Origin of the sequence: Shewanella marisflavi (assembly GCF_023283925.1) — a bacterium.
GTDB lineage: Bacteria > Pseudomonadota > Gammaproteobacteria > Enterobacterales > Shewanellaceae > Shewanella > Shewanella marisflavi.
This window is the reverse complement of record NZ_JAKIKX010000009.1, coordinates 1-20,059: the sequence shown is the minus strand read 5'-3', so window position 1 is coordinate 20,059 and position 20,059 is coordinate 1. Positions and strand designations below refer to the sequence as shown.

22 protein-coding genes and 1 pseudogene are annotated in these 20,059 nt (G+C 50.8%); 19 read left to right on the top strand and 4 right to left on the bottom strand.

Translation table 11 applies throughout. The features are described from left to right. Window positions 1-25 precede the first annotated feature (25 nt). Both corC and lnt read left to right on the top strand, forming a co-directional pair. Window positions 26-901 (top strand): CNNM family magnesium/cobalt transport protein CorC, encoded by an 876-nt coding sequence (gene corC / locus L2712_RS15740; protein ID WP_033537331.1) that lies wholly within the window; start codon window positions 26-28, stop codon window positions 899-901. A 26-nt stretch (window positions 902-927) separates the two neighbouring features. Beyond that, a complete protein-coding gene (gene lnt / locus L2712_RS15735) occupies window positions 928-2,487 on the top strand; it encodes an apolipoprotein N-acyltransferase (protein WP_248978336.1) in 1,560 nt (519 codons plus the stop codon). 106 nt (window positions 2,488-2,593) lie between these two features. On the opposite strand, the gene L2712_RS15730 is transcribed toward lnt, so the two are convergent. Continuing rightward, window positions 2,594-3,094, bottom strand: coding sequence for a zinc ribbon-containing protein (locus L2712_RS15730; RefSeq protein ID WP_248978335.1), 501 nt, complete (start codon window positions 3,092-3,094; stop codon window positions 2,594-2,596). Window positions 3,095-3,215: 121 nt separating this feature from the next. Between L2712_RS15730 and leuS the strand changes: the two genes are divergently transcribed. The 14 genes from leuS to lipA all read left to right on the top strand — a co-directional run bounded on the left by leuS (window position 3,216) and on the right by lipA (window position 17,253). Then, a complete protein-coding gene (gene leuS / locus L2712_RS15725) occupies window positions 3,216-5,795 on the top strand; it encodes a leucine--tRNA ligase (protein WP_248978334.1) in 2,580 nt (859 codons plus the stop codon). Window positions 5,796-5,863: 68 nt separating this feature from the next. Then, window positions 5,864-6,358, top strand: coding sequence for an LPS-assembly lipoprotein LptE (locus L2712_RS15720; protein WP_088904053.1), 495 nt, complete (start codon window positions 5,864-5,866; stop codon window positions 6,356-6,358). Next, window positions 6,358-7,389 (top strand): DNA polymerase III subunit delta, encoded by a 1,032-nt coding sequence (holA, locus tag L2712_RS15715; protein WP_033537326.1) that lies wholly within the window; start codon window positions 6,358-6,360, stop codon window positions 7,387-7,389. The genes L2712_RS15720 and holA overlap by 1 nt, the downstream gene beginning before the upstream one ends. A gap of 1 nt (window position 7,390) precedes the next feature. Then, the gene (gene nadD / locus L2712_RS15710; protein WP_248978333.1) at window positions 7,391-8,032 is read left to right on the top strand and encodes a nicotinate-nucleotide adenylyltransferase; all 642 of its coding nucleotides are present in this window, start codon (window positions 7,391-7,393) and stop codon (window positions 8,030-8,032) included. 144 nt (window positions 8,033-8,176) lie between these two features. After that, the gene (gene rsfS / locus L2712_RS15705; protein ID WP_033537740.1) at window positions 8,177-8,506 is read left to right on the top strand and encodes a ribosome silencing factor; all 330 of its coding nucleotides are present in this window, start codon (window positions 8,177-8,179) and stop codon (window positions 8,504-8,506) included. Continuing rightward, a complete protein-coding gene (gene rlmH, locus L2712_RS15700) occupies window positions 8,506-8,976 on the top strand; it encodes a 23S rRNA (pseudouridine(1915)-N(3))-methyltransferase RlmH (protein ID WP_033537324.1) in 471 nt (156 codons plus the stop codon). Before rsfS ends, rlmH begins: the two co-directional genes overlap by 1 nt. Before the next feature lie 77 nt (window positions 8,977-9,053). Further along, window positions 9,054-10,937, top strand: coding sequence for a penicillin-binding protein 2 (mrdA, locus tag L2712_RS15695; protein ID WP_033537323.1), 1,884 nt, complete (start codon window positions 9,054-9,056; stop codon window positions 10,935-10,937). Continuing rightward, window positions 10,924-12,030, top strand: a complete 1,107-nt coding sequence (rodA, locus tag L2712_RS15690) for a rod shape-determining protein RodA (RefSeq protein ID WP_033537322.1) — start codon at window positions 10,924-10,926, stop codon at window positions 12,028-12,030. Before mrdA ends, rodA begins: the two co-directional genes overlap by 14 nt. A gap of 65 nt (window positions 12,031-12,095) precedes the next feature. Beyond that, the gene (gene mltB / locus L2712_RS15685; protein ID WP_248978402.1) at window positions 12,096-13,049 is read left to right on the top strand and encodes a lytic murein transglycosylase B; all 954 of its coding nucleotides are present in this window, start codon (window positions 12,096-12,098) and stop codon (window positions 13,047-13,049) included. After that, the gene (locus L2712_RS15680) at window positions 13,036-13,830 is read left to right on the top strand and encodes a septal ring lytic transglycosylase RlpA family protein (protein WP_033537320.1); all 795 of its coding nucleotides are present in this window, start codon (window positions 13,036-13,038) and stop codon (window positions 13,828-13,830) included. The genes mltB and L2712_RS15680 overlap by 14 nt, the downstream gene beginning before the upstream one ends. A 135-nt stretch (window positions 13,831-13,965) precedes the next feature. Continuing rightward, complete coding sequence (locus L2712_RS15675; protein WP_033537319.1) at window positions 13,966-15,138, top strand: serine hydrolase; 1,173 nt, start codon at window positions 13,966-13,968, stop codon at window positions 15,136-15,138. Between the two features lie 134 nt (window positions 15,139-15,272). Next, entirely contained in the window at window positions 15,273-15,539 is a 267-nt protein-coding gene (ybeD, locus tag L2712_RS15670) for a DUF493 family protein YbeD (protein WP_248978332.1), read from the top strand. A 96-nt stretch (window positions 15,540-15,635) separates the two neighbouring features. Further along, the gene (gene lipB / locus L2712_RS15665; protein WP_033537317.1) at window positions 15,636-16,286 is read left to right on the top strand and encodes a lipoyl(octanoyl) transferase LipB; all 651 of its coding nucleotides are present in this window, start codon (window positions 15,636-15,638) and stop codon (window positions 16,284-16,286) included. A gap of 1 nt (window position 16,287) precedes the next feature. After that, complete coding sequence (gene lipA, locus L2712_RS15660) at window positions 16,288-17,253, top strand: lipoyl synthase (RefSeq protein ID WP_033537316.1); 966 nt, start codon at window positions 16,288-16,290, stop codon at window positions 17,251-17,253. Window positions 17,254-17,315: 62 nt separating this feature from the next. Here lipA and rimI read toward each other — a convergent pair whose 3' ends face one another. Continuing rightward, complete coding sequence (gene rimI / locus L2712_RS15655; protein WP_248978331.1) at window positions 17,316-17,759, bottom strand: ribosomal protein S18-alanine N-acetyltransferase; 444 nt, start codon at window positions 17,757-17,759, stop codon at window positions 17,316-17,318. Beyond that, the gene (locus L2712_RS15650) at window positions 17,756-18,094 is read right to left on the bottom strand and encodes a DNA polymerase III subunit psi (protein ID WP_157704941.1); all 339 of its coding nucleotides are present in this window, start codon (window positions 18,092-18,094) and stop codon (window positions 17,756-17,758) included. The genes rimI and L2712_RS15650 overlap by 4 nt, the downstream gene beginning before the upstream one ends. Before the next feature lie 515 nt (window positions 18,095-18,609). Here L2712_RS15650 and L2712_RS15645 point away from each other — a divergent pair. Together L2712_RS15645 and L2712_RS15640 are read left to right on the top strand one after the other, a co-directional pair. Continuing rightward, the gene (locus L2712_RS15645; protein ID WP_248978330.1) at window positions 18,610-18,888 is read left to right on the top strand and encodes a hypothetical protein; all 279 of its coding nucleotides are present in this window, start codon (window positions 18,610-18,612) and stop codon (window positions 18,886-18,888) included. 8 nt (window positions 18,889-18,896) lie between these two features. Beyond that, on the top strand, window positions 18,897-19,298 hold the full coding sequence (locus L2712_RS15640) for a hypothetical protein (RefSeq protein ID WP_248978329.1): 402 nt from the start codon (window positions 18,897-18,899) through the stop codon (window positions 19,296-19,298). Window positions 19,299-19,417: 119 nt separating this feature from the next. Here the strand turns inward: L2712_RS15640 and L2712_RS15635 are convergent. Beyond that, window positions 19,418-19,543: pseudogene (locus L2712_RS15635) on the bottom strand (IS30 family transposase); the annotation flags it as partial. 150 nt (window positions 19,544-19,693) lie between these two features. On the opposite strand from L2712_RS15635, the gene L2712_RS15630 reads away from it, so the two are divergent. Beyond that, window positions 19,694-19,963, top strand: a complete 270-nt coding sequence (locus tag L2712_RS15630) for a DUF6988 family protein (RefSeq protein WP_248978328.1) — start codon at window positions 19,694-19,696, stop codon at window positions 19,961-19,963. Window positions 19,964-20,059: the final 96 nt, after the last annotated feature.

The following is a 20,059-nucleotide window of genomic DNA, read 5'->3' as shown; positions in this document are numbered from 1 at the left end:
CGACCTTTTTGGTCAGGTAAATACTATGAGTGACGATAACCCACCGAGTACCAACGCCCATAAGAAGGGCTGGTTAGAAAAAGTAAGTCAGTTATTCCAGGGCGAACCACAAAGTCGCGACGAGTTAGTGGAGGTGATCCACGACGCTGAACAAAGAGAAGTGATCAGCGAAGACACGCGCGAAATGATTAAAGGTGTTTTAGAAGTCTCCGATCTGCGCGTGCGTGACATCATGATCCCACGAGCACAAATTGTGGCGCTAAAAATAGACAACACGGTAGAGGAGCTGCTGTCGACCGTTATCAGCTCGGCGCATTCCCGCTTCCCCGTGGTCAATGAAGATAAAGATCATATCGAAGGCATACTGCTGGCTAAAGATTTGTTGCAGTACGGCTTTAAAAATAACGACGAACCCTTTTCCCTCGAACAGGTGATTCGCCCAGCGGTCGTTGTGCCAGAGAGCAAGCGCGTCGACGTCCTCCTCAAGGAGTTTCGTTCTCAGCGTTATCATATGGCCATCGTAGTCGATGAATACGGCGGAGTATCAGGCCTGGTCACCATCGAAGATATTCTCGAAGAGATCGTCGGTGAAATCGAAGATGAATTCGATCATGACTCAGCCGAGGAGACAGAGATCCGCAAGGTCGGCAAACAACTCTATATGGTTAAGGCGCTCACCCCCATCGACGATTTCAATGAAACCTTCGGCACTCAGTTTAGTGACGAAGAGTTTGATACCGTCGGCGGCCTGGTTTCCCATGCCTTTGGCCACCTGCCCGAGCGTAACGAAAAGATCACCATAGATGACATTGAATTTAAGGTGATTAGCGCCGATACCCGCAGGCTGGTTCAGCTTAGGGTCAAGCTCCCCGATCCCCAGACTGAAGAAGAAAACGCTTAACTTTTCAGTCCCTTGATGAGGCTATAATGCTGCTACGACTTAGGGCAATTGCCCATCATCCTGTAATACGGCTGGTACTCGCCTATCTGGCGGGTGCCAGTACCGCACTGGCCTTCGCCCCTTATGGTTACTGGCCCATCTATCTGCTGGCACTCGCTTTCGCCCTTGGTCACAGTCATTCACTTGCCCCTAAACAGGCATTTGGCTACTGGCTAAGTTTTGGTTTTGGCTGTTTCTCTATCGGCATCAGTTGGGTCCATGTCAGCATGGACGTCTACGGTGGCCTCCCACTTATTGCCTCCCTCGGTCTGATGGCAATGTTGGCGCTCTACTTGGCGATCTACCCCGCGCTTGCCGGTTATCTCAGCGCCAAGTTATCCCCTCATTCATATTGGTTACGCTATCTTGCCGTCTTTCCCGCCTCTTGGGTGTTAATGGAATGGGCTAGAGGCTGGGTGCTGACCGGGTTCCCCTGGATCTGGGCAGGATACAGTCAAACCAGTGGTCCATTGGCGCCACTGGCCAGCAACATAGGCGCATTAGGCCTTAGCTTATTGCTGGTGATGCTCTCTGGTGCTCTGGTTATCGCGGCAAGGCCGGGTCACAAACTCGCAGTCAGGTTTACGCCTCTCATCCTCATCTCAATCCTTGCCGGTAGCGGCAGTTATGCCAGCGGTCACTGGTCTGGCATTACGCCTACGGGTAAATCGGTAAAGGTCGCCCTTGTGCAAGGCAATATCGCTCAAAGCATGAAGTGGCAACCAGAAGCGCTTTGGCCAACCATGCTGAAATATATGGATCTTTCACGGCCTTCGCTGGCGGACACAGATCTGTTTATCTGGCCGGAGGCGGCGATTCCTGCGCCCGAATATATGGTCGAAGAGTTTCTCGATAACGCTAACAAGGTTGCGGGCCTGAACGATAGTGCCATCATCACTGGCATTATCAGCAAGCAGCAAAATAGCTTCTATAACTCGCTGATTGTCCTAGGCAACCACCAGCAGCGACAACAGAAAAGCGCCGATTATAGCGGCGATGGCAATAACGAATTCCGTAAGCATCATCTGCTGCCCATCGGCGAGTTTGTGCCCCTTGAAGATCTACTCAGGCCACTGGCGCCCTTCTTTAACCTGCCCATGTCCTCTTTCGCCAGAGGCGATTTTAAGCAGCCGAACCTGAGCGCTGTGGGACATCAGATAGCACCTGCCATCTGCTATGAAATCGCCTTCCCCGAGCAGCTCAGAGCCAACGTCAACGCAGGGACAGAGCTACTACTTACCGTCTCCAACGATGCCTGGTTTGGCCGCTCCAATGGCCCCTTGCAACATATGCAGATCGCCCAGATGCGCGCCATCGAATTAGGTAGACCTTTGCTAAGAGCCACTAATAACGGGGTCACGGCAATCGTCGATACCCAAGGCAAGATAACCCATAGTTTACCCCAGTTTGAAACCGGAGTACTTAAGGCTGAGGTGCCGCTAGTGGCAGGGATGACAGGATTTGCCCGATGGGGTCAGACGCCGCTTCTGCTTCTGTGCACTCTAGTGTTAATTGGCGCCGTGATAAGACGTCTGCAACTTAGATAAGCAAGCCCACAACAAACAAAAATCCCCGCCTTAGCGGGGATTTTTTAATAACACTGGCAATCTCTATCGGCACCTAGTTAAGGGCTAGTATTTAAGAAGCTCCTATTTAGGGAGCGAGAGCCTCACGGGTAAACTGGCTGCCATCGCACTCGGGACACTCAGGGATCACACCAGGAAACTCGATGCGCATCTCATGACCGCAGTCTGTGCAGACCATAGTGCCCTGACCCACAATCTCACCACTTTGGTAATAACCGTGATGTTTGAAGTCTTGGGTCACCTCATGCCACTCAACCTGGCTCCTGTCAGTGATCTCACTCAACCAGTGCCACAAAGTGTTCTCCGCGGCGATAACAGTAGGACTGTGGCTGAGATCTTTAGCGTTTTTCTCGGCAAGGAAGCTGCCGATATCACGCTTTAAAAATTCTTCCACCAAAGCAAGCTCCTCTTCCTTGGCCTGCTTCTTGAGTAGCAAGAACTCCTTGCTCGCAGTAACGACTTTATATAATTCCTTTGCAGTCATTGAGTTATCTTCAGAGAAATCCGATTTCACCTGATCAAACAGGGCCTCGTATAACGATAGCAACTCGGTACTTCTTTTGCTCATGTTCAATACTCCTTCATGCGAACCTTTTTAATGACTCACTTCTAGTTTATTCTATGCAGATCTAACTCGCGCGCAAGATGCGCAAGATCAAATAAATAAGCGGCATGGCCGGGAATCATCAATGCAAGAGCAATATCTACCTTCAGAGATTGAAGCTAAGGTGCAGCAGCACTGGCAAGACACTAAAACATTTGAAGTTACCGAGGACGAAAGCAAAGAGAAGTTTTACTGCCTCTCTATGTTTCCATACCCTTCAGGCCGACTGCATATGGGCCATGTCCGTAACTACACCATAGGCGATGTCGTTGCGCGTTACCAGCGCCTGCAAGGAAAAAACGTATTACAACCCATAGGTTGGGACTCTTTCGGTCTACCTGCTGAAAACGCAGCAATCAACAACAAGACCGCCCCAGCGCCTTGGACCTATGAAAACATCGACTACATGAAAAACCAGCTCAAGATGCTGGGTTTTGGCTACGACTGGAGCCGTGAGATCGCCACCTGCACCCCAGAATATTACCGTTGGGAACAGTGGTTCTTCACTAAGCTTTACGAGAAGGGCTTGGTCTACAAGAAGACTGCCTCGGTCAACTGGTGTCCAAACGATGAAACCGTACTGGCCAACGAACAGGTTCAAGATGGTTGCTGCTGGCGCTGTGATACTCAAGTGGTGCAAAAAGAGATCCCTCAGTGGTTCATTAAGATCACCGACTACGCCGAAGAACTGCTAAACGATATCGACCAACTGGACGAATGGCCTGAGCAGGTCAAGACCATGCAGCGCAACTGGATTGGCCGCAGCGAAGGTATCGAGATGACCTTCCAGGTTGAAGGTAGCGATCAGAGCTTCGACATCTACACCACTCGTCCCGACACTGTTATGGGCGTAACCTATGTGGCGATCGCCGCGGGTCATCCGTTAGCTGAGCAAGCAGCGGCAAACAACCCTGTACTGGCCGACTTTATCGAAGAGTGCAAGAGCGCCGACACCACAGAAGCCGCCATGGCCGCCATGGAGAAGAAAGGTGTCGATACTGGCCTTAAGGCGATTCATCCGCTCACTGGTAAGCTAGTGCCTATCTGGGCCGCCAACTTCGTCCTGATGAACTATGGCACGGGCGCCGTGATGTCGGTACCGGGTCACGATCAGCGCGACTACGAATTTGCCACTAAGTATGGTCTGCCTATTGAGGGCGTGATCAAGCCTGTGGACGGCGAGCTGGATATCAGCGAAGAAGCCTACACAGAGAAGGGGATCCTATTTAACTCTGGCGAATTCGATGATTTAGACTTCCAAGCGGCATTTGATGCCATCGACGCCAAACTGACCAGTGAAGGCAAAGGTAAGCGTCAGGTGAACTATCGTCTGCGCGACTGGGGTGTGTCACGTCAGCGTTACTGGGGCGCGCCAATTCCTATGGTGACTCTAGCCGATGGCACTGTGATGCCAACGCCAGAAGATCAGCTGCCCGTTATCCTGCCTGAAGATGTGGTCATGGACGGTATCCAAAGCCCAATCAAGGCCGACAAAGAGTGGGCCAAGACGCAGGTGAACGGTCAAGAAGCTTTCAGAGAGACTGATACCTTCGACACCTTCATGGAGTCATCTTGGTACTATGCCCGCTACTGTAGCCCTAAGGCAGACCAGATGCTGGATCCAGCCAAGGCCAACTACTGGCTGCCAGTGGATCAATATATCGGTGGTATCGAGCACGCCTGTATGCACCTGCTTTACTTCCGTTTCTTCCACAAGCTACTGCGCGACATAGGCCTGGTAAACAGCGATGAGCCTGCCAAGCGCCTGCTGACCCAGGGCATGGTATTGGCTGATGCCTTCTACTACACAGATGAGAAGGGTGCGCGCGTCTGGGTATCGCCAAACGATGCCAAGGTCACCGAAACCGATGACAAAGGCCGTATCGTTAAGGCCGTTGACAGTCAGGGTCATGAACTGGTTTACACCGGCATGAGCAAGATGTCTAAGTCGAAGAACAATGGTATCGATCCACAAGAGATGGTAGACAAGTACGGCGCTGATACTGTGCGTCTGTTCATGATGTTTGCCTCGCCACCAGAACTGACACTGGAATGGCAAGAGTCAAGCGTTGAAGGGGCTCACCGCTTCATCAAGCGTCTGTGGAAACTGGCGCACGACCATGTGTCAAAAGGCCCAACCGTCGCACTGGATCTAGCCTCTCTCGACAGCGCTCAAAAAGAGCTTCGCCGTGAGCTGCACAAGACCATCGCTAAAGTGGGCGACGATATCGAGCGTCGTCAAATGTTCAACACCGCCATCGCCTCTGTGATGGAGCTGATGAACCGTCTACAGAAGGCGCCGATGGAAAGCGAGCAAGATAGAGCCCTAATGCAGGAAGCCCTGTGCGCCGTAGTCCGTCTGCTCTACCCTATCATTCCGCACACCAGCTTCGAGCTTTGGCAGGCACTGGGTCACGAAGAGGCCATCGAGAACGTGCTTTGGCCAGACGTTGACGAGTCAGCCTTGGTGGAGGACAGCAAGCTGATCATCGTACAGGTGAACGGTAAGCTGCGCGCCAAGATCACCGTAGCAGCCGATGCCGATAAGGAAACGGTTGAGGCGGCAGGTATGGCAGAAGAAGGCGTACTCAAACACACTGAAGGCAAGACGGTTCGTAAAGTGATTTACGTACCAGGTAAGCTACTCAATATCGTAGCAAACTAATCGCCCTCTCTACTCGGCCACCTTGGGTGGCCGAGTCTTATCAATTATGGAAATAGATGGCTTAGCCTATGCTCATTAAACGCTTATGTTTTGCAATCTTGGCCCTTTCGGTACTCTTGAGCGCCGGATGCGGTTTTAAACTTCAGCGCAGTTATTCGATCCCAGATGATCTTAAGACCCTCAACCTGACCAGTCAGGATGAATATAGCGAGCTTACCCGCCTGGTGCGTGAGCGTTTGCGTCTTAATAACATCAGTGTGGTCGAAGGAGATGCCAGCGTACCAAGCGTACGCATCATCAGCGACTCGTTAGACAGAAGCACACTGTCACTTTACCCTACGGGCAACGTGGCCGAATATGAGCTGAATTACCATGTGCGTTTCGCGGTGCAGTACCCAGAGCGCGAAGCCAAGGCCTTCGATGTGGATATCCATCGCGACTACCTGGACGATCCCCGCACCGCCCTGGCAAAGAGCCGTGAAATGGAGCTCTTAGTCAAAGAGATGCGCATTCAAGCCGCTGACCAGATCTTACAGATCTTGGCGTCCATCGAGACCAACTGATGCGCGTCTACCCGGATCAACTCGCCAAGCAGCTCTCACCGCTAAAGCCTTGTTACCTTATCTTTGGTGACGATCCCTGGCTGTGTGATACCAGCAAGCAGGCTATCTTGGCCCAAGCCAAGCGAGAAGGGTTCGAGGAGCGTATTGTGCTCACCCAAGAGACGGGATTCAACTGGCGTGAATTGCAGGATGAATGGAATACCATGAGCCTGTTCGCCAGTCGACGCATCATAGAACTGCACCTGCCCCAGGCCAAACCCGGTAGCGAAGGCAGCAGCCAGCTACAAAGCCTGATGCAGCAGGACAATCCCGATCTGCTACTGATCGTCACGGGTCCCAAGTTGGCCAGTGAACAAACCAAATCAAAATGGTTTAAACAACTCGACGACAAGGGCATTTATATCCCCTGCGCAACACCTGAGGGACCGCAGTTCCAGCGCTGGCTGCAGGGGCGGATCCGCGCCGCGGGGTTAAACCTATCCCCTGATGCTCAGCAACTGCTGCAATCTCTGTATGAGGGTAACCTGCTAGCGGCGGATCAAGCCATACAACTGCTGCAACTACTGAGTCCACATCAGCAGATCACCAGCGAACAACTGCAGAGCTACTTTGAAGATCAATCCCGTTTTAGCGTATTTCAACTGGCGGATTGCTTGCTGGCCAACCAACAAGAAAAGGCCCAGCACATCCTGGCCCAGCTGCAAGCCGAAGGCACTGCACTCCCCATACTGCTTTGGGGACAATTCAAAGAGCTCACCACCCTGCTGCAGCTCAAGCAGGCCATGGAGGCTGGTACACCACTGCAAAGCCTTTGGAGTAAGTTCAGGATCTGGGATAAACGTAAAGGGCTCTACCAGGGCGCGCTATCGCGTCTGAGCCTGAGTCAAATAGAGACCCTGCTCGCCTGCGCCTCTAAGACTGAGCTTAAGCTCAAACAGCAAGGGGATGAAGATTGGACGGCCATGAGCCACCTCTGCCTCTTGTACGATCCTAAGGCCCACGCTCACCTGAGTCATATCGAGCTGAGCTAACATGAAAATAGGCTTGCTGGGGGGCACCTTCGACCCGATACATTACGGCCATATCAAGCCTCTGCTGGAAGTCCAGCAGGCGCTGGGGCTCGATGAAGTCTGGTTGATGCCCAACCATATACCGCCTCACAAATCTGAGACCCGCACGGCAACGCGCCATCGCCTCGCCATGGCTCAATTGGTGTGCCAGCAATACCCACAGCTTAAGCTTTGCGACATTGAGGCAAAACGCAACACGCCCTCCTACTCGGTCGACACCCTGACCCAGCTAAGGCTGGCTCACCCTCAAGATCAACTGGTGTTTATCATGGGGATGGACTCCTTTGTGACTTTGCCCAGCTGGTATCGCTGGCAGCAGCTGCTTGAGCTTTGCCATATCGCCGTGTGTCAGCGCCCCGGTTGGAGCCTGGCAGATGCGCCGCAAATGGCGCAGCTGCTCAGTGAGCGCAGCGCTGATAAACCTGCTCTGGATAATGCCGCAACGACCGAGCAGTTCAGTGGACTCATCTTTCCGGTCACCATCACGCCTCAGCCCTATTCCTCTACAGAGATCCGTCAGCAACTGCGCCAACATGCGCCAGCCCCTAACGCTATTCCCCAAGCCGTCATCGACTATATCGACGCCCATCGACTCTACCGCTAACCTCGCGTTAACAAGCCTTTAAAGGTGATATAAATCGCTAGCATTTATGGCGCGCCAGCCCGCAAGGCGGGCACTATTAGCAATTACTTTGAAGGGATAACCTGTTATACTGCCTCGCTGTTAAAAATGAATGAGGAAATTAGCGTGCAAAGCGCCGAGCTTAAACAGTTTGTAGTCGACAAAGTCGAAGATTTAAAAGCCAAAGATGTCGTAGTGCTAGAAGTCACCGACAAATCTAATGTCACCGATTATATGGTGGTCTGTTCTGGTACTTCTAAAACACACGTTAAGGCTATCGCCGAAAACGTGGTACTAGAAGCCAAGCGTGCTAATCTGCATATCCATGGCGTTGAAGGCCGTGATAGCAGCGAATGGGTACTGGTTGATCTGGGCGATGTGATCGTTCACGTCATGCAAGACAAAACCCGTGATTTCTATCAGCTTGAAAAGCTGTGGTCTGAAAAGCCGGCTTAATGAAGTTACAACTCGTTGCCGTGGGCACGCGTATGCCCGACTGGGTCACCAAAGGTTTCGAAGAGTACCAACGCCGTTTCCCCCGGGACATGGCCTTCGAGCTGATCGAAATCCCAGCGGGAAAACGCGGTAAGAACGCCGATATCGCCCGTATCTTGCAAAAAGAGGGCGAACAGATGCTGGCGGCTATCCCCAAGGGGAACCATATCGTCAGCCTGGATCTGCCCGGCAAAAACTGGACTACGCCAGAGCTGGCCACTCAGCTCAACCGCTGGCAACTCGATGGCCGCGATGTAAGCCTGCTGATCGGCGGGCCAGAGGGACTGGCCCCCGCCTGCAAACAAGCAGCAAGCCAAAGCTGGTGTCTGTCGGCCTTGACGCTGCCACACCCACTGGTACGTGTCTTAGTAGCCGAAAGCCTGTATCGTGCCTGGAGCATCAACAACAACCACCCGTATCATAGAGAGTAGCGCTTAGCGCGACACTCGAGTCAATCAAGGGATAGACAATGATAGTGACAACCAACATACTGCCGGAGAGAGTATAATTGGCGCCACGCAAACGGATGGCCATGCATGACCATGCTGCCGAAGCCTCGCTATTCAAACGCCGGGCTATCTTTACCTTTGGTTGTGTGGTGGTGCTACTGAGCATATTGCTCACCAACCTATATCATCTGCAGATCCTGTCGTATAAAGATTATGAGACCCGTTCCAACGACAACCGTATTCGCGTCGTTCCTGTGGCGCCCAGTCGTGGTCTGATCTATGACAGACATGGCCAGCTACTGGCCGAGAACCAGCCTTTCTATTCGCTTGAGTTGATCCCTGAAAAGGTTAAAGACATTCCCGCCACCTTAGATGCCTTGAGCGAAGTGATCGCCATCAGCAAAGATGAGCGGGAAAGCCTATTGTCGTCACTCAAATTCCATCGCCGCTTCAAACCGATCACTGTGAAAAACCGTCTATCGGAAGATGAAGTTGCCATATTTAGTGTCAATCAACACAGGTTCCCTGGCTTCTCTATCGATGCAGGCCTTAAGCGTCACTACCCTTACGATGGTCTTTTAACCCACGTACTGGGTTATGTCGGCCGCATCAACAACCGAGATCAGGCGGCGCTACAGAGTAATGGCCAGTGGCCAAACTATGCAGCCACCAAGGATATCGGCAAGCAAGGCATTGAAAAATTTTATGAAACCTTACTTCATGGCATGCCTGGGCATCTTGAAGAAGAGGTCAACAACCGCGGCAGAACCATTCGCACCCTCAAGTCGGTAGCACCAGAGCCGGGACAGGATATCTACCTGACATTGGATCTCCAGTTGCAGAAGAAGGCAATGGAACTCCTTGCCGGACGTAGAGGCTCCATCGTGGCCATGGATCCGCGCGATGGTGGTATCCTGGCCATGGTATCTAGCCCCACTTACGACCCCAACCAGTTCGTTCACGGCATCAGCTCTAAGGCCTATAGCGATCTGCTTAATGCACGCTCACGCCCACTGATCAACCGCGCGACCCAAGGGCAATATGCCCCGGCATCAACGGTCAAACCCCATATGGCACTGCTGGGCCTGGAAGATAAGGCGGTAACCCCTAAAACTCGGGTCTGGGATCCTGGCTTTTGGCAGATCCCCGGCGTAGAACGCAAATACCGAGACTGGAAACGCTGGGGTCATGGCTGGGTCGATGTTAACGGCGCCTTGGTGCATTCCTGCGACACCTATTTCTATGATCTGGCTTACAAGACAGGTATAGACAAGATCAGTAACTTCATGCAGCAGTTTGGCTTTGGCGAGCGAACAGGGGTCGATATCTTTGAAGAATCGGCCGGTAATATGCCTTCTAAGGATTGGAAGCGCCTCAAGTACAATCAGCCTTGGTATATCGGCGACACTATCTCTGTGGGAATTGGCCAGGGATACTGGACCACCACGCCGCTGCAACTGGCCAACGCTACCGCCATCATGGCCAATAAGGGTGAGCGTTTTGTGCCGCACCTGCTGAAATCGATCAAAAACGATACCGTAAAGGTCGACACGCCGGTAGATAGGATGCCGCCCGTTGAACTGAAAAACCCCAATAACTGGGATATCATCAACGAGGCAATGAAAGATACCGCCCACAAGTCACGCTTTGTGGATGCCGGATATACGGCAGCCATGAAGACAGGTACCGCCCAGGTATTTAGCGTGGCGGAAGATGAGAAGTATGACGCCGAAACCATCGATGAACATTTAAGAGATAACGCCCTAATTGTTGCCTACGCCCCCTATGAGGCGCCGCGTATCGTGCTAGCCGTGGTGTTAGAAAACGCTGGTTGGGGCGGCGCAAACGCAGGCCCTGTCGCCCGCGCCCTGTTAGATGAATATATTCTACGCGATAACCTGCCCATAGAAACCGCCGGGAGCCCTCACAATGAACGCCCATAGTCATCGCCCCAATATCTGGCAGCGGATGCATCTCGACCTGCCACTGCTCCTGGGCCTGCTGGCACTCATGTGTTTTGGCTTGTTTGTCATCTATTCAGCAGGCGGTGAAGATATGGCACTGATGGAGCGTCAGCTGACCCGTATGGGGCTCTCCTTGGGGATCATGTTGTTCGTGGCGCAGATCAATCCCGAAGTACTCAAACGCTGGGCGTTTCCCATCTATATTGCGGGGGTGATCCTGCTGCTCGGGGTGCACTTTTTTGGTGAGATTAATAAGGGTGCGCAGCGCTGGCTCAACCTGGGCTTCATGGAGTTTCAACCCTCAGAGCTGATAAAGCTGGCCTTTCCTATTACCATGGCGTGGTATATCAGTAAGTATCCCCTACCACCGAAGAAACGTTATCTGGCTGGCGCCGGGGTGATCTTGCTGGTCCCAACCTTGCTAATCGCCAAACAGCCCGATCTCGGCACCTCAATCCTGGTAGCGGCCTCAGGGATCTTCGTGCTGTTTCTTTCAGGCATGAGCTGGGCCATTGTCGGCAGTTTTATCGGTGGCGTCCTGGCCATGCTCCCCGTGCTCTGGTACTTCCTGATGCACGATTACCAACGCACCCGGGTACTGACTCTGCTGGATCCTGAAAAGGATCCCTTGGGCGCCGGCTATCATATCATTCAGTCTAAGATCGCCATCGGCTCTGGTGGCCTCTGGGGCAAGGGCTGGCTTGACGGTACTCAGTCTCAACTTGAGTTTCTACCCGAGCGTCACACAGATTTCATCTTTGCCGTGATCGGCGAGGAATTTGGCCTGATAGGCAGTCTGATTTTACTCTGTCTCTATCTGTACGTGATAGGTCGCGGTCTGGTGATTGCCTCGCGCGCCCAGACCAGTTTTGCCCGTTTACTCGCAGGCAGTATTACTTTAACCTTCTTTGTGTATGTTTTTGTCAACATCGGCATGGTATCTGGATTGCTGCCCGTGGTTGGCGTGCCCTTACCACTGATCAGTTATGGCGGTACCTCTATGTTGACCCTGATGACAGGTTTCGGCATCTTGATGAGCATACATACCCATAGACGATTCATCGACCGTTAAAGGAAGACAATTTGAAACCCGTTGCACGCATTCTTTTGTCCCTACTGCTGGGCAGCGCCACTTTACTGGCCCATGCCGATGACAAAGTCATCCCTCAAGACGGCGATATTAGTCAGCTCAAGGCCGACTTTATCGTAAAGCAACGCGCAGCTGGCTTTACCCAGGCTGAGATAGACAAGTTTCTTGGCAGCGCCCAGTACAACCAAAAGGTCATCGATGCCATTACCACTCCGTGGGAGGCTAAGCCCTGGTATCAGTATCATCCCATCTTTCTGACCGACAAGCGTCTCGCCAAAGGACTAACCTTTTGGCAGACCTATGATGAGGCGATCGCCAAGGCCGCAAAAACCTATCAGGTAGATCCAGAGATCATAGTGGCCATTATCGGGATCGAAACCTTCTATGGTGGCTACATGGGAACCTACCCTGTCATCGACGCCCTTTACACCTTAGGCTTTCACTACACGCCCCGCGCCGACTTCTTCCGCAAAGAGCTGGCGCAGTTGCAGTCCTTAGTCAAAGAGGAACGCCTGGAGCTCGCCGAACTCAAAGGTTCCTACGCGGGAGCCATGGGTTATGGCCAATTTATTCCCTCGAGCTATCGCCACTACGCGGTAGACTTCAGCGGTGATGGCCGCCGGGATCTGCTTGGCGATCCGCTCGATGCTATTGGCAGTGTTGCCAACTACTTTCACCAGCATGGCTGGCAAAAGGGCGCTTTGGTTACCCTACCGCTGACCACGCACCAGCTGCCTAACCACTTAAAGACCTGGTCCGGTGAAAAGCTCTCTTACAAGGTGGCCGATATCCTGTCGCCAACCATTGCCCTGGCGCAGAATGTCGATTTAGATGTGCAGCAACCAGCGCTCCTGGTAGAGCTGGTGCAAGAAGACCGCAACGATTACTGGCTGGGACTGAACAACTTTTATGTCATCACCCGCTATAACCGCAGCCCGCTCTACGCCATGGCGGTTTATCAATTTAGCCAACAACTAAAAGAAGCTTATGCGAACCAGTAAAGGCCTCCCCCTACTGACCTTAGTCCTGCTATTAATCGTTGCGGGATGTTCATCTCAGAGCGGCAGCCGTTATAAGATTGCCGACGATTTGGCACCTAAAGATGCACCCGATGTCTCTAAGGTGGAGGATGCACACCCCAAGTTTGAACCCTATAGTCGTGGCGGCAACCGTAAAGAGTATACCGTCTTGGGTAAGACCTACCGGGTTCTCGACTCAGGCAAAGGCTATCAGAAGACAGGTATCGCCTCCTGGTACGGTGCCAAGTTTCATGGTCACCTTACCTCGAATGGCGAAACCTATGATATGTACTCCATGTCTGCAGCGCACAAGACGTTGCCGCTGCCCAGCTATGTCAAAGTGACGAATCTGGCCAATGACAAGACCGTCATAGTGCGGGTAAATGATCGCGGTCCTTTCCATGACAATCGTGTCATCGATCTCTCCTACGCCGCCGCTCATCGTCTGGATATGCTCAAGACGGGCACCGCCAAGGTGAAGCTTGAGGTGATCTATATCGAAAACCCAGAGTCGGTTGCACTGGCGGCGCTCAAAAATACCAAACTTCACTATGTGCAGGTGATCGCCTCATCCGATAAAGGGCGTATCGATCATCTGGCGCAAACCTTGGCCGACCAATACCAGGTTAAGACCCGCATACAACAAAACGGCAATCTCTACCGCTTACAACTTGGCCCGATAGGCCGCCAACAGATCGCCGCCCAGCTGCATCAAACCCTGCAGCAAAACGGTTATCCCCAAAGCTATCTGGTGACCGAATAACATCACCACCCTAAATCAGTGAGCTTTTCCTTAAGATTAAGGAACCTTCACTGATTTCGGTGGTCGACTAATGTTATACTCGCCCGACATAGCGCCCAAATTTTTGCATTCAACCAAAAGACGTGCCTTGAAAATATGAAATTATTGAATCACAGCTTCAAAACACTGCTCCTTGTCTCCTCACTCTCCTTCACGGCGGCCAACGCGGCACCCGTTGTTACGCCAGATGCACCCAAGGTAGCGGCAAAAGCCTTTATCCTGATGGATTACAACTCAGGACAGATCATCGCCGAAGAGAATGCCTACGAGAGCCTCAACCCCGCCAGTCTGACCAAGATGATGACCAGCTACGTGATAGGTCATGAGATCAAGGTAGGTAACATCTCACCTGAAGATAAGGTCACCATCAGCAAGAACGCCTGGTCGAAAAACTTCCCTGACTCTTCCAAGATGTTTATCGAGGTGGGTAAGCAGGTATCAGTAGACGATCTTAACCGCGGCATCATCATTCAATCGGGCAACGATGCCTGTGTGGCCATGGCCGAGCACATTGCCGGTACAGAAGATGGCTTTGTCGACCTAATGAACTCCTGGGCCAAACAGCTGGGCATGCGTGACAGCTACTTCGAGAACTCTCACGGCTTAGACTCTGAAAACCACAAGACCACAGCCTACGACATGGCACTGCTGGGCGCGGCGCTGATCCGCGATGTTCCTGAGGAATACCGCGTCTATTCAGAAAAATCTTTTACCTTTAACGGCATCAAGCAATATAACCGTAACGGTCTGCTGTGGGATAAGAGCCTAAACGTCGACGGAATCAAGACGGGCCACACTTCAGGAGCCGGTTACAACCTAGTGACCTCTGCCACTAAAGATGGCATGCGCTTGGTATCTGTGGTTATGGGTACCGCCAGCGAGTCGGCTCGTAAGGCTGAAAGTAAAAAACTGCTGAACTATGGTTTCCGCTTCTTCGAAACGATCACGCCTTACAAGGCAGGCGATAGCTTTGTGACGCAGAAGATCTGGTATGGCGACAGAGAGTCGGTGGACTTAGGCGTTATTACCGATACCCCTATTACCATCAATCGTGGTCAGGCCAAAAACCTGGAAGCCAACTATGAGCTAAACAAAGAGCTGACCGCGCCAATCGCCAAAGGCGAAACCGTGGGCCGCATCTACTTCCAGCTTAACGGCAAAGATATCGCCCAGTTCCCACTGGTTACCCTGCAAGAGGTCAATGAAGGTAGTTGGTTTAGCAAGCTCATGGACTACTTTAAGCAGATGTTTGCCAGCTGGTTTAGCTAAAAACGGCTGGGGTTAACGCCCCTATATTGAAAAGTCACCTAAGGGTGGCTTTTTTGTTTTTAGCCTCCGAGGGTTGAATTAGGTATAATGCCCCCCATTTTATAGCCATTAGATTGGGCAAGAGATATACCGTTATGTTAGACACCAAATTTCATGAACTTTTAGAGTTCCCAGCCGCCTTCCCTTTCAAAGTGGTGGGTGATGCCAGAGACAACCTCGCCGATGACGTAGTGAGTGTGGTTCAACGCCACGTGCCCGGCGACTATATGCCGACCTCTAAAGCATCAAGTAAAGGCACCTATCACTCTATTACCATCAAGGTGACCGTCCACAGCAAAGAACAGATCGAACTGCTCTACATAGAGTTAGCGGCCATCGAAGGGGTGAAACGCGTCCTGTAAAACGCCTTCACCCAAGTTCGAAATGTGATCTGTCTTACATTTCTTGATTTCGCGCGTATAATAAGCGCACTTTAATCCTGAGGGGAGAGGTTGCCCTTGAAAGATACGGTTTTACATATTCGCCATCTTGGACGCCAAGATTACGAATCGGTATGGCATGCCATGCAGGACTATACCGATAATCGCGATGAAAACAGCCAAGATGAACTTTGGATCGTAGAACATCCTCCGGTTTTCACTCAAGGCCAAGCGGGTAAGAGTGAGCATATTCTTAATCCCGGCGATATTCCCGTCATTCAAGTCGACCGTGGTGGCCAAGTGACCTACCACGGCCCAGGGCAACTGGTGGCCTACCCGCTGCTGGACATTAAGCGCCTCAAAATAGGCGTACGCCAACTGGTGACCGATATCGAGCAGAGTATCGTCAATATGCTCGCCCTATATGATATCCAAGCCTACCCCAAGGCCGATGCGCCCGGCGTCTATGTCGATGAGCGTAAGATCGCCTCTCTGGGCCTGAGGATACGTAAAGGCTGCTCCTTCCATGGCCTAGCGCTTAACGTCGATATGGATATGTCTCCTTTTCAACGCATCAACCCCTGCGGCTATGCTGGATTAGAGATGATCCAATGCAAAGCTCTCAACGGGCCCCAGAGCGTCGAAGAAGCTGGCGAAAAACTGATACAAACCTTTAGCCAAGAATTGGGCTATCAACATCTAGAACATCATCAAGGGTTAACAGACTAATATGACTAGGCCTGAAAGATTACAACCTGGAGTCAAGCTACGCGATGCTGAAAAGGTATCTCGTATTCCGGTCAAAGTCGTGCCTTCCGAGCGCGAAACCATGCTACGCAAACCCGATTGGTTGAGAGTAAAACTGCCAGCGTCAAATCAGCGTATCGTCGACATCAAGCAGGCACTGCGTAAAAACGGTCTGCACTCTGTCTGTGAAGAAGCATCTTGCCCTAACCTGGCTGAGTGTTTTAACCATGGTACGGCAACCTTCATGATCTTGGGTGCGATCTGTACCCGCCGCTGTCCTTTCTGTGACGTGGCCCATGGTCGCCCACTGAAACCCGATGCAGAAGAGCCGGTTAAACTAGCGCAGACAATCAAAGACATGAAGCTTAAGTATGTGGTGATCACCTCAGTGGATCGTGACGATCTGCGTGACGGTGGTGCACAGCATTTTGCTGACTGTATCCGCGAGATCCGTAAGCTCAACCCAGAGATCAAGATTGAGATCTTAGTGCCCGACTTCAGGGGCCGTATCGACGCCGCCTTGGAGATCCTGGCTACCGAGCCACCCGATGTCTTCAACCACAATCTGGAAACCGCACCTAAGCATTATCGTAAGGCGCGACCAGGGGCAAACTACCAATGGTCACTGGATCTGCTGAAGAAATTCAAGGAACAACACCCACATATTCCGACCAAATCGGGCTTGATGATGGGACTGGGCGAAACCAACGAAGAGATCGCCGAGGTACTGCGTGACCTACGTGCCCATAATGTTGAGATGCTGACACTCGGTCAATACCTGCAGCCCTCTAAATTCCACCTGCCGGTTGAACGTTACGTACCGCCAGCAGAGTTTGATGAACTGAGAGAGTTCGCTGAAGAGATTGGCTTTACCCATGCAGCCTGTGGACCTATGGTACGCTCTAGCTACCATGCCGACCTTCAGGCTCAGGGAAAAGAAGTTAAGTAATTCTGCATTACCTCTATATAAAAATAGCGCCAAATGGCGCTATTTTTATATCTAAGAGCCATCTAAAACAAGAGCTCCATCAAGATGGCATCCTCTTTACCTTGTTCCAGCTGGTAATAGTTAGGGCGCATCCCTGTCTCAACAAAGCCCATTTGGCGATATAAGGCGATAGCCCGCTCATTAGAGGCCCTTACCTCTAACATCATACGTTCGGCGCCCTGGGTCGCTGCCAGCTCGATTAATGCCTCCGTGAGACGCTTGCCTAAACCTTGTCCCTGAGAAGTGGGTCTGACACAGATATCCATCAAGGTGGCATCTTCAAAGAGTTGATGCAAAATGGCAAACCCTATAAGCTCCTCATCATCGAACAGGCCGATAACATGGTAGAAACGCCCAAAACAGGTCTCAAGGTTGGTCAAAGACATTGGGAAACGATGACAGACGCTCTCCAGCTCATGTAAAAGCGGAGCCTGTTCTCGATTAAGGGTTTTCAGCGCTAATGTCATTGGGCGTTTGCCTCCCATATCGCCTGCCACAAAGCACGTTTGGCCTTGCTCTGTTGCTCTAAAACCGCCAAAGGCGCCGAGCTAATGACACAGGCCACCTTAGGTAATCTAACACTGCGCATATCCCAAAATACCTCTTTAGTACCGCTCAAGGTATCGCTGATGACCACCTGCTTTTCCTGTTCAGGAAAGAGTGTCAACACTTGGCGTATAATAGGGTGCTCGGCTGAAACACTTGCGCCCCTGTCTACCAAGATCGGATAAAGGGGGAGATCAGCACCTTTCTCCACCCAACGGGTAATGCCCATAGCATCTAAATATGCACTTCTTTCCAAGTCGCCTCCCGACAAAAATCATCTCCATAAGGATACCCCTTGGCACTACCTATGTCACTGTACGTAAATAATCAGGGAGGGTGAGTAAAATGATAAAGCTTAGAAAAGCAAAAAGCCGTTCATTTCTGAACGGCTTTTCTAGAATGTGGCAGGGGTGGCAGGACTCGAACCCGCAACCATCGGTTTTGGAGACCGCTGTCAAAATCAATAAAATCAACACCTTAACAAAAGACCGTAGAAAATAAACCACCGATTTTAGAGCTATAACAGCTTGATTTCCCTTATTATACGATTTTATTTTCTACCGCTTTTAAACAGATAAATCGCATAAAAATGGAAATCCCCCCCGCCCAACCTTAACGTTAGCTGCATGAAAATAATTATTTTGACAAGAAAGATGAGTTAGACGCCTCCTCAGCAGTGCAACCATTCTAGTGCTCCAAAATTTGCCCAAACAGATACTACTTGGTGTTGCGGCTAAATCTGGTCGTCACTAAATCTTTTAAGGAGTACCTATGAAAAACAACACTATCGCTCTTCAGCTCATCAGCCTAAGAGCCATCATTAAAAAACTTTATAAGGCGATAAACATAGAGCTTGAAACCGTCAGCGATGTTCAACTCGGGCTACTTGCTGAACAGGAATTTCTACTCTACTCGGTTGAATCTTACCTTGGCAAAAATGGCTTAAATGAAATTGAATGCGAACTTGTTTTAGAGTTCTTGTATCAATGCTTGAATAATATGCCACTAACGAACCTAGTTATTGAAGAGGACACATCATCCATTAGCTAGGAGAAGCCATGAGCAACAACAAGTCACTGTTTATTAGAGAGTATCAAAGGAAATCAAAAAGTCCCTGGGATGACCACTGCACTGTTCTTTTGCTTGCTGAGCAGCAAAAGAATGTTCAAGGAACCATCGAAGTTAGCTTCGGACAGTACATCTATCAGCATAGGGATTCAGCTGGAAGAATTTTAGGAATCAGCGTAAGCAAGTCTATCCTAGAGGACTTTCCAGAGTTCACTAGCCAATATCTTGAGGGCATTGACATGTACATCATTCTCCTCTTGCTAAAGGAAGAGATCAGAGCTTTCTGTAACTTGTTCAAACATGAGTTTTTGGAACTATACGGCCTCTATCCTAATGAATATTTTGACCAAGCTGAGCAACACTGGGCAGACAGGTTAAATGATGACTTGTAACGCCTACTAGCGAGCCAAATGGCTCGCTTTTTTCATCAAATAATTATTTACCCGTAGAGGCCAATTTAGTCGACCACTACAAGCCGCGAATTCAACTCCGAAGTGCACCACTCGCTAAATTAGGCTGCCTTGCGTAATTCATTGAATACCGCAACAGGTTGCCTGAAGCCGAGGCACTTTCTCGGTCTAGCATTTAATGCCCGTTCAATCTCACTAATTTGCCTATCTGTTACCGTCCGCAAATCGGCAAGCTAGGTGTCTATTGTTTCGGGGGAAGGTCATACTTATAATTCAAAAGATTAAATGCAATGGTAAAAGCGACTAGCAGAAGTCGAGATTACCTATCTCGAACACTTCAGCTTAATTTTTAAGTTTGAGACAATAATGGAACTGCTGTGTACGACAAAAAATTAGAGACACTATTACCGCGCTGCTTTGAAATGTATGATTATATGGCGGAACACGTAGAGCAACTACAACATCTTGGAGCTGTTCCTGAGCTAAAATGGCGTATGGCATTTCAATCAGGTATTTTGTCATTTGAGCATGGCCTATCTTCTCTTAAGTTAATCGCTGATGGTTTTACATCATCGGGCTTTGCATTGATGCGACCTCAATACGAAAGCCTAATACGTGGATTTTGGCTTATGTATGTAGTGGCATAGTGAATTTGGCCACCTGAATAGACGAAGTGATAGACTCACTTCCAGAAAAAAGGTGGTAGAAATGAAGAACACAAGACCGACATTCAGTGCAGAGTT

Excerpts from the sequence above, each read along its gene's own strand:
- corC (WP_033537331.1), top strand. The coding sequence starts at position 26 with ATGAGTGACGATAACCCACCGAGTACCAACGCCCATAAGAAGGGCTGG.
- L2712_RS15645 (WP_248978330.1), top strand. The coding sequence starts at position 18,610 with ATGAAAAACAACACTATCGCTCTTCAGCTCATCAGCCTAAGAGCCATC.
- L2712_RS15730 (WP_248978335.1), bottom strand. The coding sequence starts at position 3,094 with ATGAGCAAAAGAAGTACCGAGTTGCTATCGTTATACGAGGCCCTGTTT.
- L2712_RS15680 (WP_033537320.1), top strand. The coding sequence starts at position 13,036 with ATGCGAACCAGTAAAGGCCTCCCCCTACTGACCTTAGTCCTGCTATTA.
- nadD (WP_248978333.1), top strand. The coding sequence starts at position 7,391 with ATGAAAATAGGCTTGCTGGGGGGCACCTTCGACCCGATACATTACGGC.
- L2712_RS15675 (WP_033537319.1), top strand. The coding sequence starts at position 13,966 with ATGAAATTATTGAATCACAGCTTCAAAACACTGCTCCTTGTCTCCTCA.
- L2712_RS15640 (WP_248978329.1), top strand. The coding sequence starts at position 18,897 with ATGAGCAACAACAAGTCACTGTTTATTAGAGAGTATCAAAGGAAATCA.
- rodA (WP_033537322.1), top strand. The coding sequence starts at position 10,924 with ATGAACGCCCATAGTCATCGCCCCAATATCTGGCAGCGGATGCATCTC.
- ybeD (WP_248978332.1), top strand. The coding sequence starts at position 15,273 with ATGTTAGACACCAAATTTCATGAACTTTTAGAGTTCCCAGCCGCCTTC.
- L2712_RS15720 (WP_088904053.1), top strand. The coding sequence starts at position 5,864 with ATGCTCATTAAACGCTTATGTTTTGCAATCTTGGCCCTTTCGGTACTC.
- rimI (WP_248978331.1), bottom strand. The coding sequence starts at position 17,759 with ATGACATTAGCGCTGAAAACCCTTAATCGAGAACAGGCTCCGCTTTTA.
- leuS (WP_248978334.1), top strand. The coding sequence starts at position 3,216 with ATGCAAGAGCAATATCTACCTTCAGAGATTGAAGCTAAGGTGCAGCAG.
- lnt (WP_248978336.1), top strand. The coding sequence starts at position 928 with ATGCTGCTACGACTTAGGGCAATTGCCCATCATCCTGTAATACGGCTG.
- rlmH (WP_033537324.1), top strand. The coding sequence starts at position 8,506 with ATGAAGTTACAACTCGTTGCCGTGGGCACGCGTATGCCCGACTGGGTC.
- lipA (WP_033537316.1), top strand. The coding sequence starts at position 16,288 with ATGACTAGGCCTGAAAGATTACAACCTGGAGTCAAGCTACGCGATGCT.
- holA (WP_033537326.1), top strand. The coding sequence starts at position 6,358 with ATGCGCGTCTACCCGGATCAACTCGCCAAGCAGCTCTCACCGCTAAAG.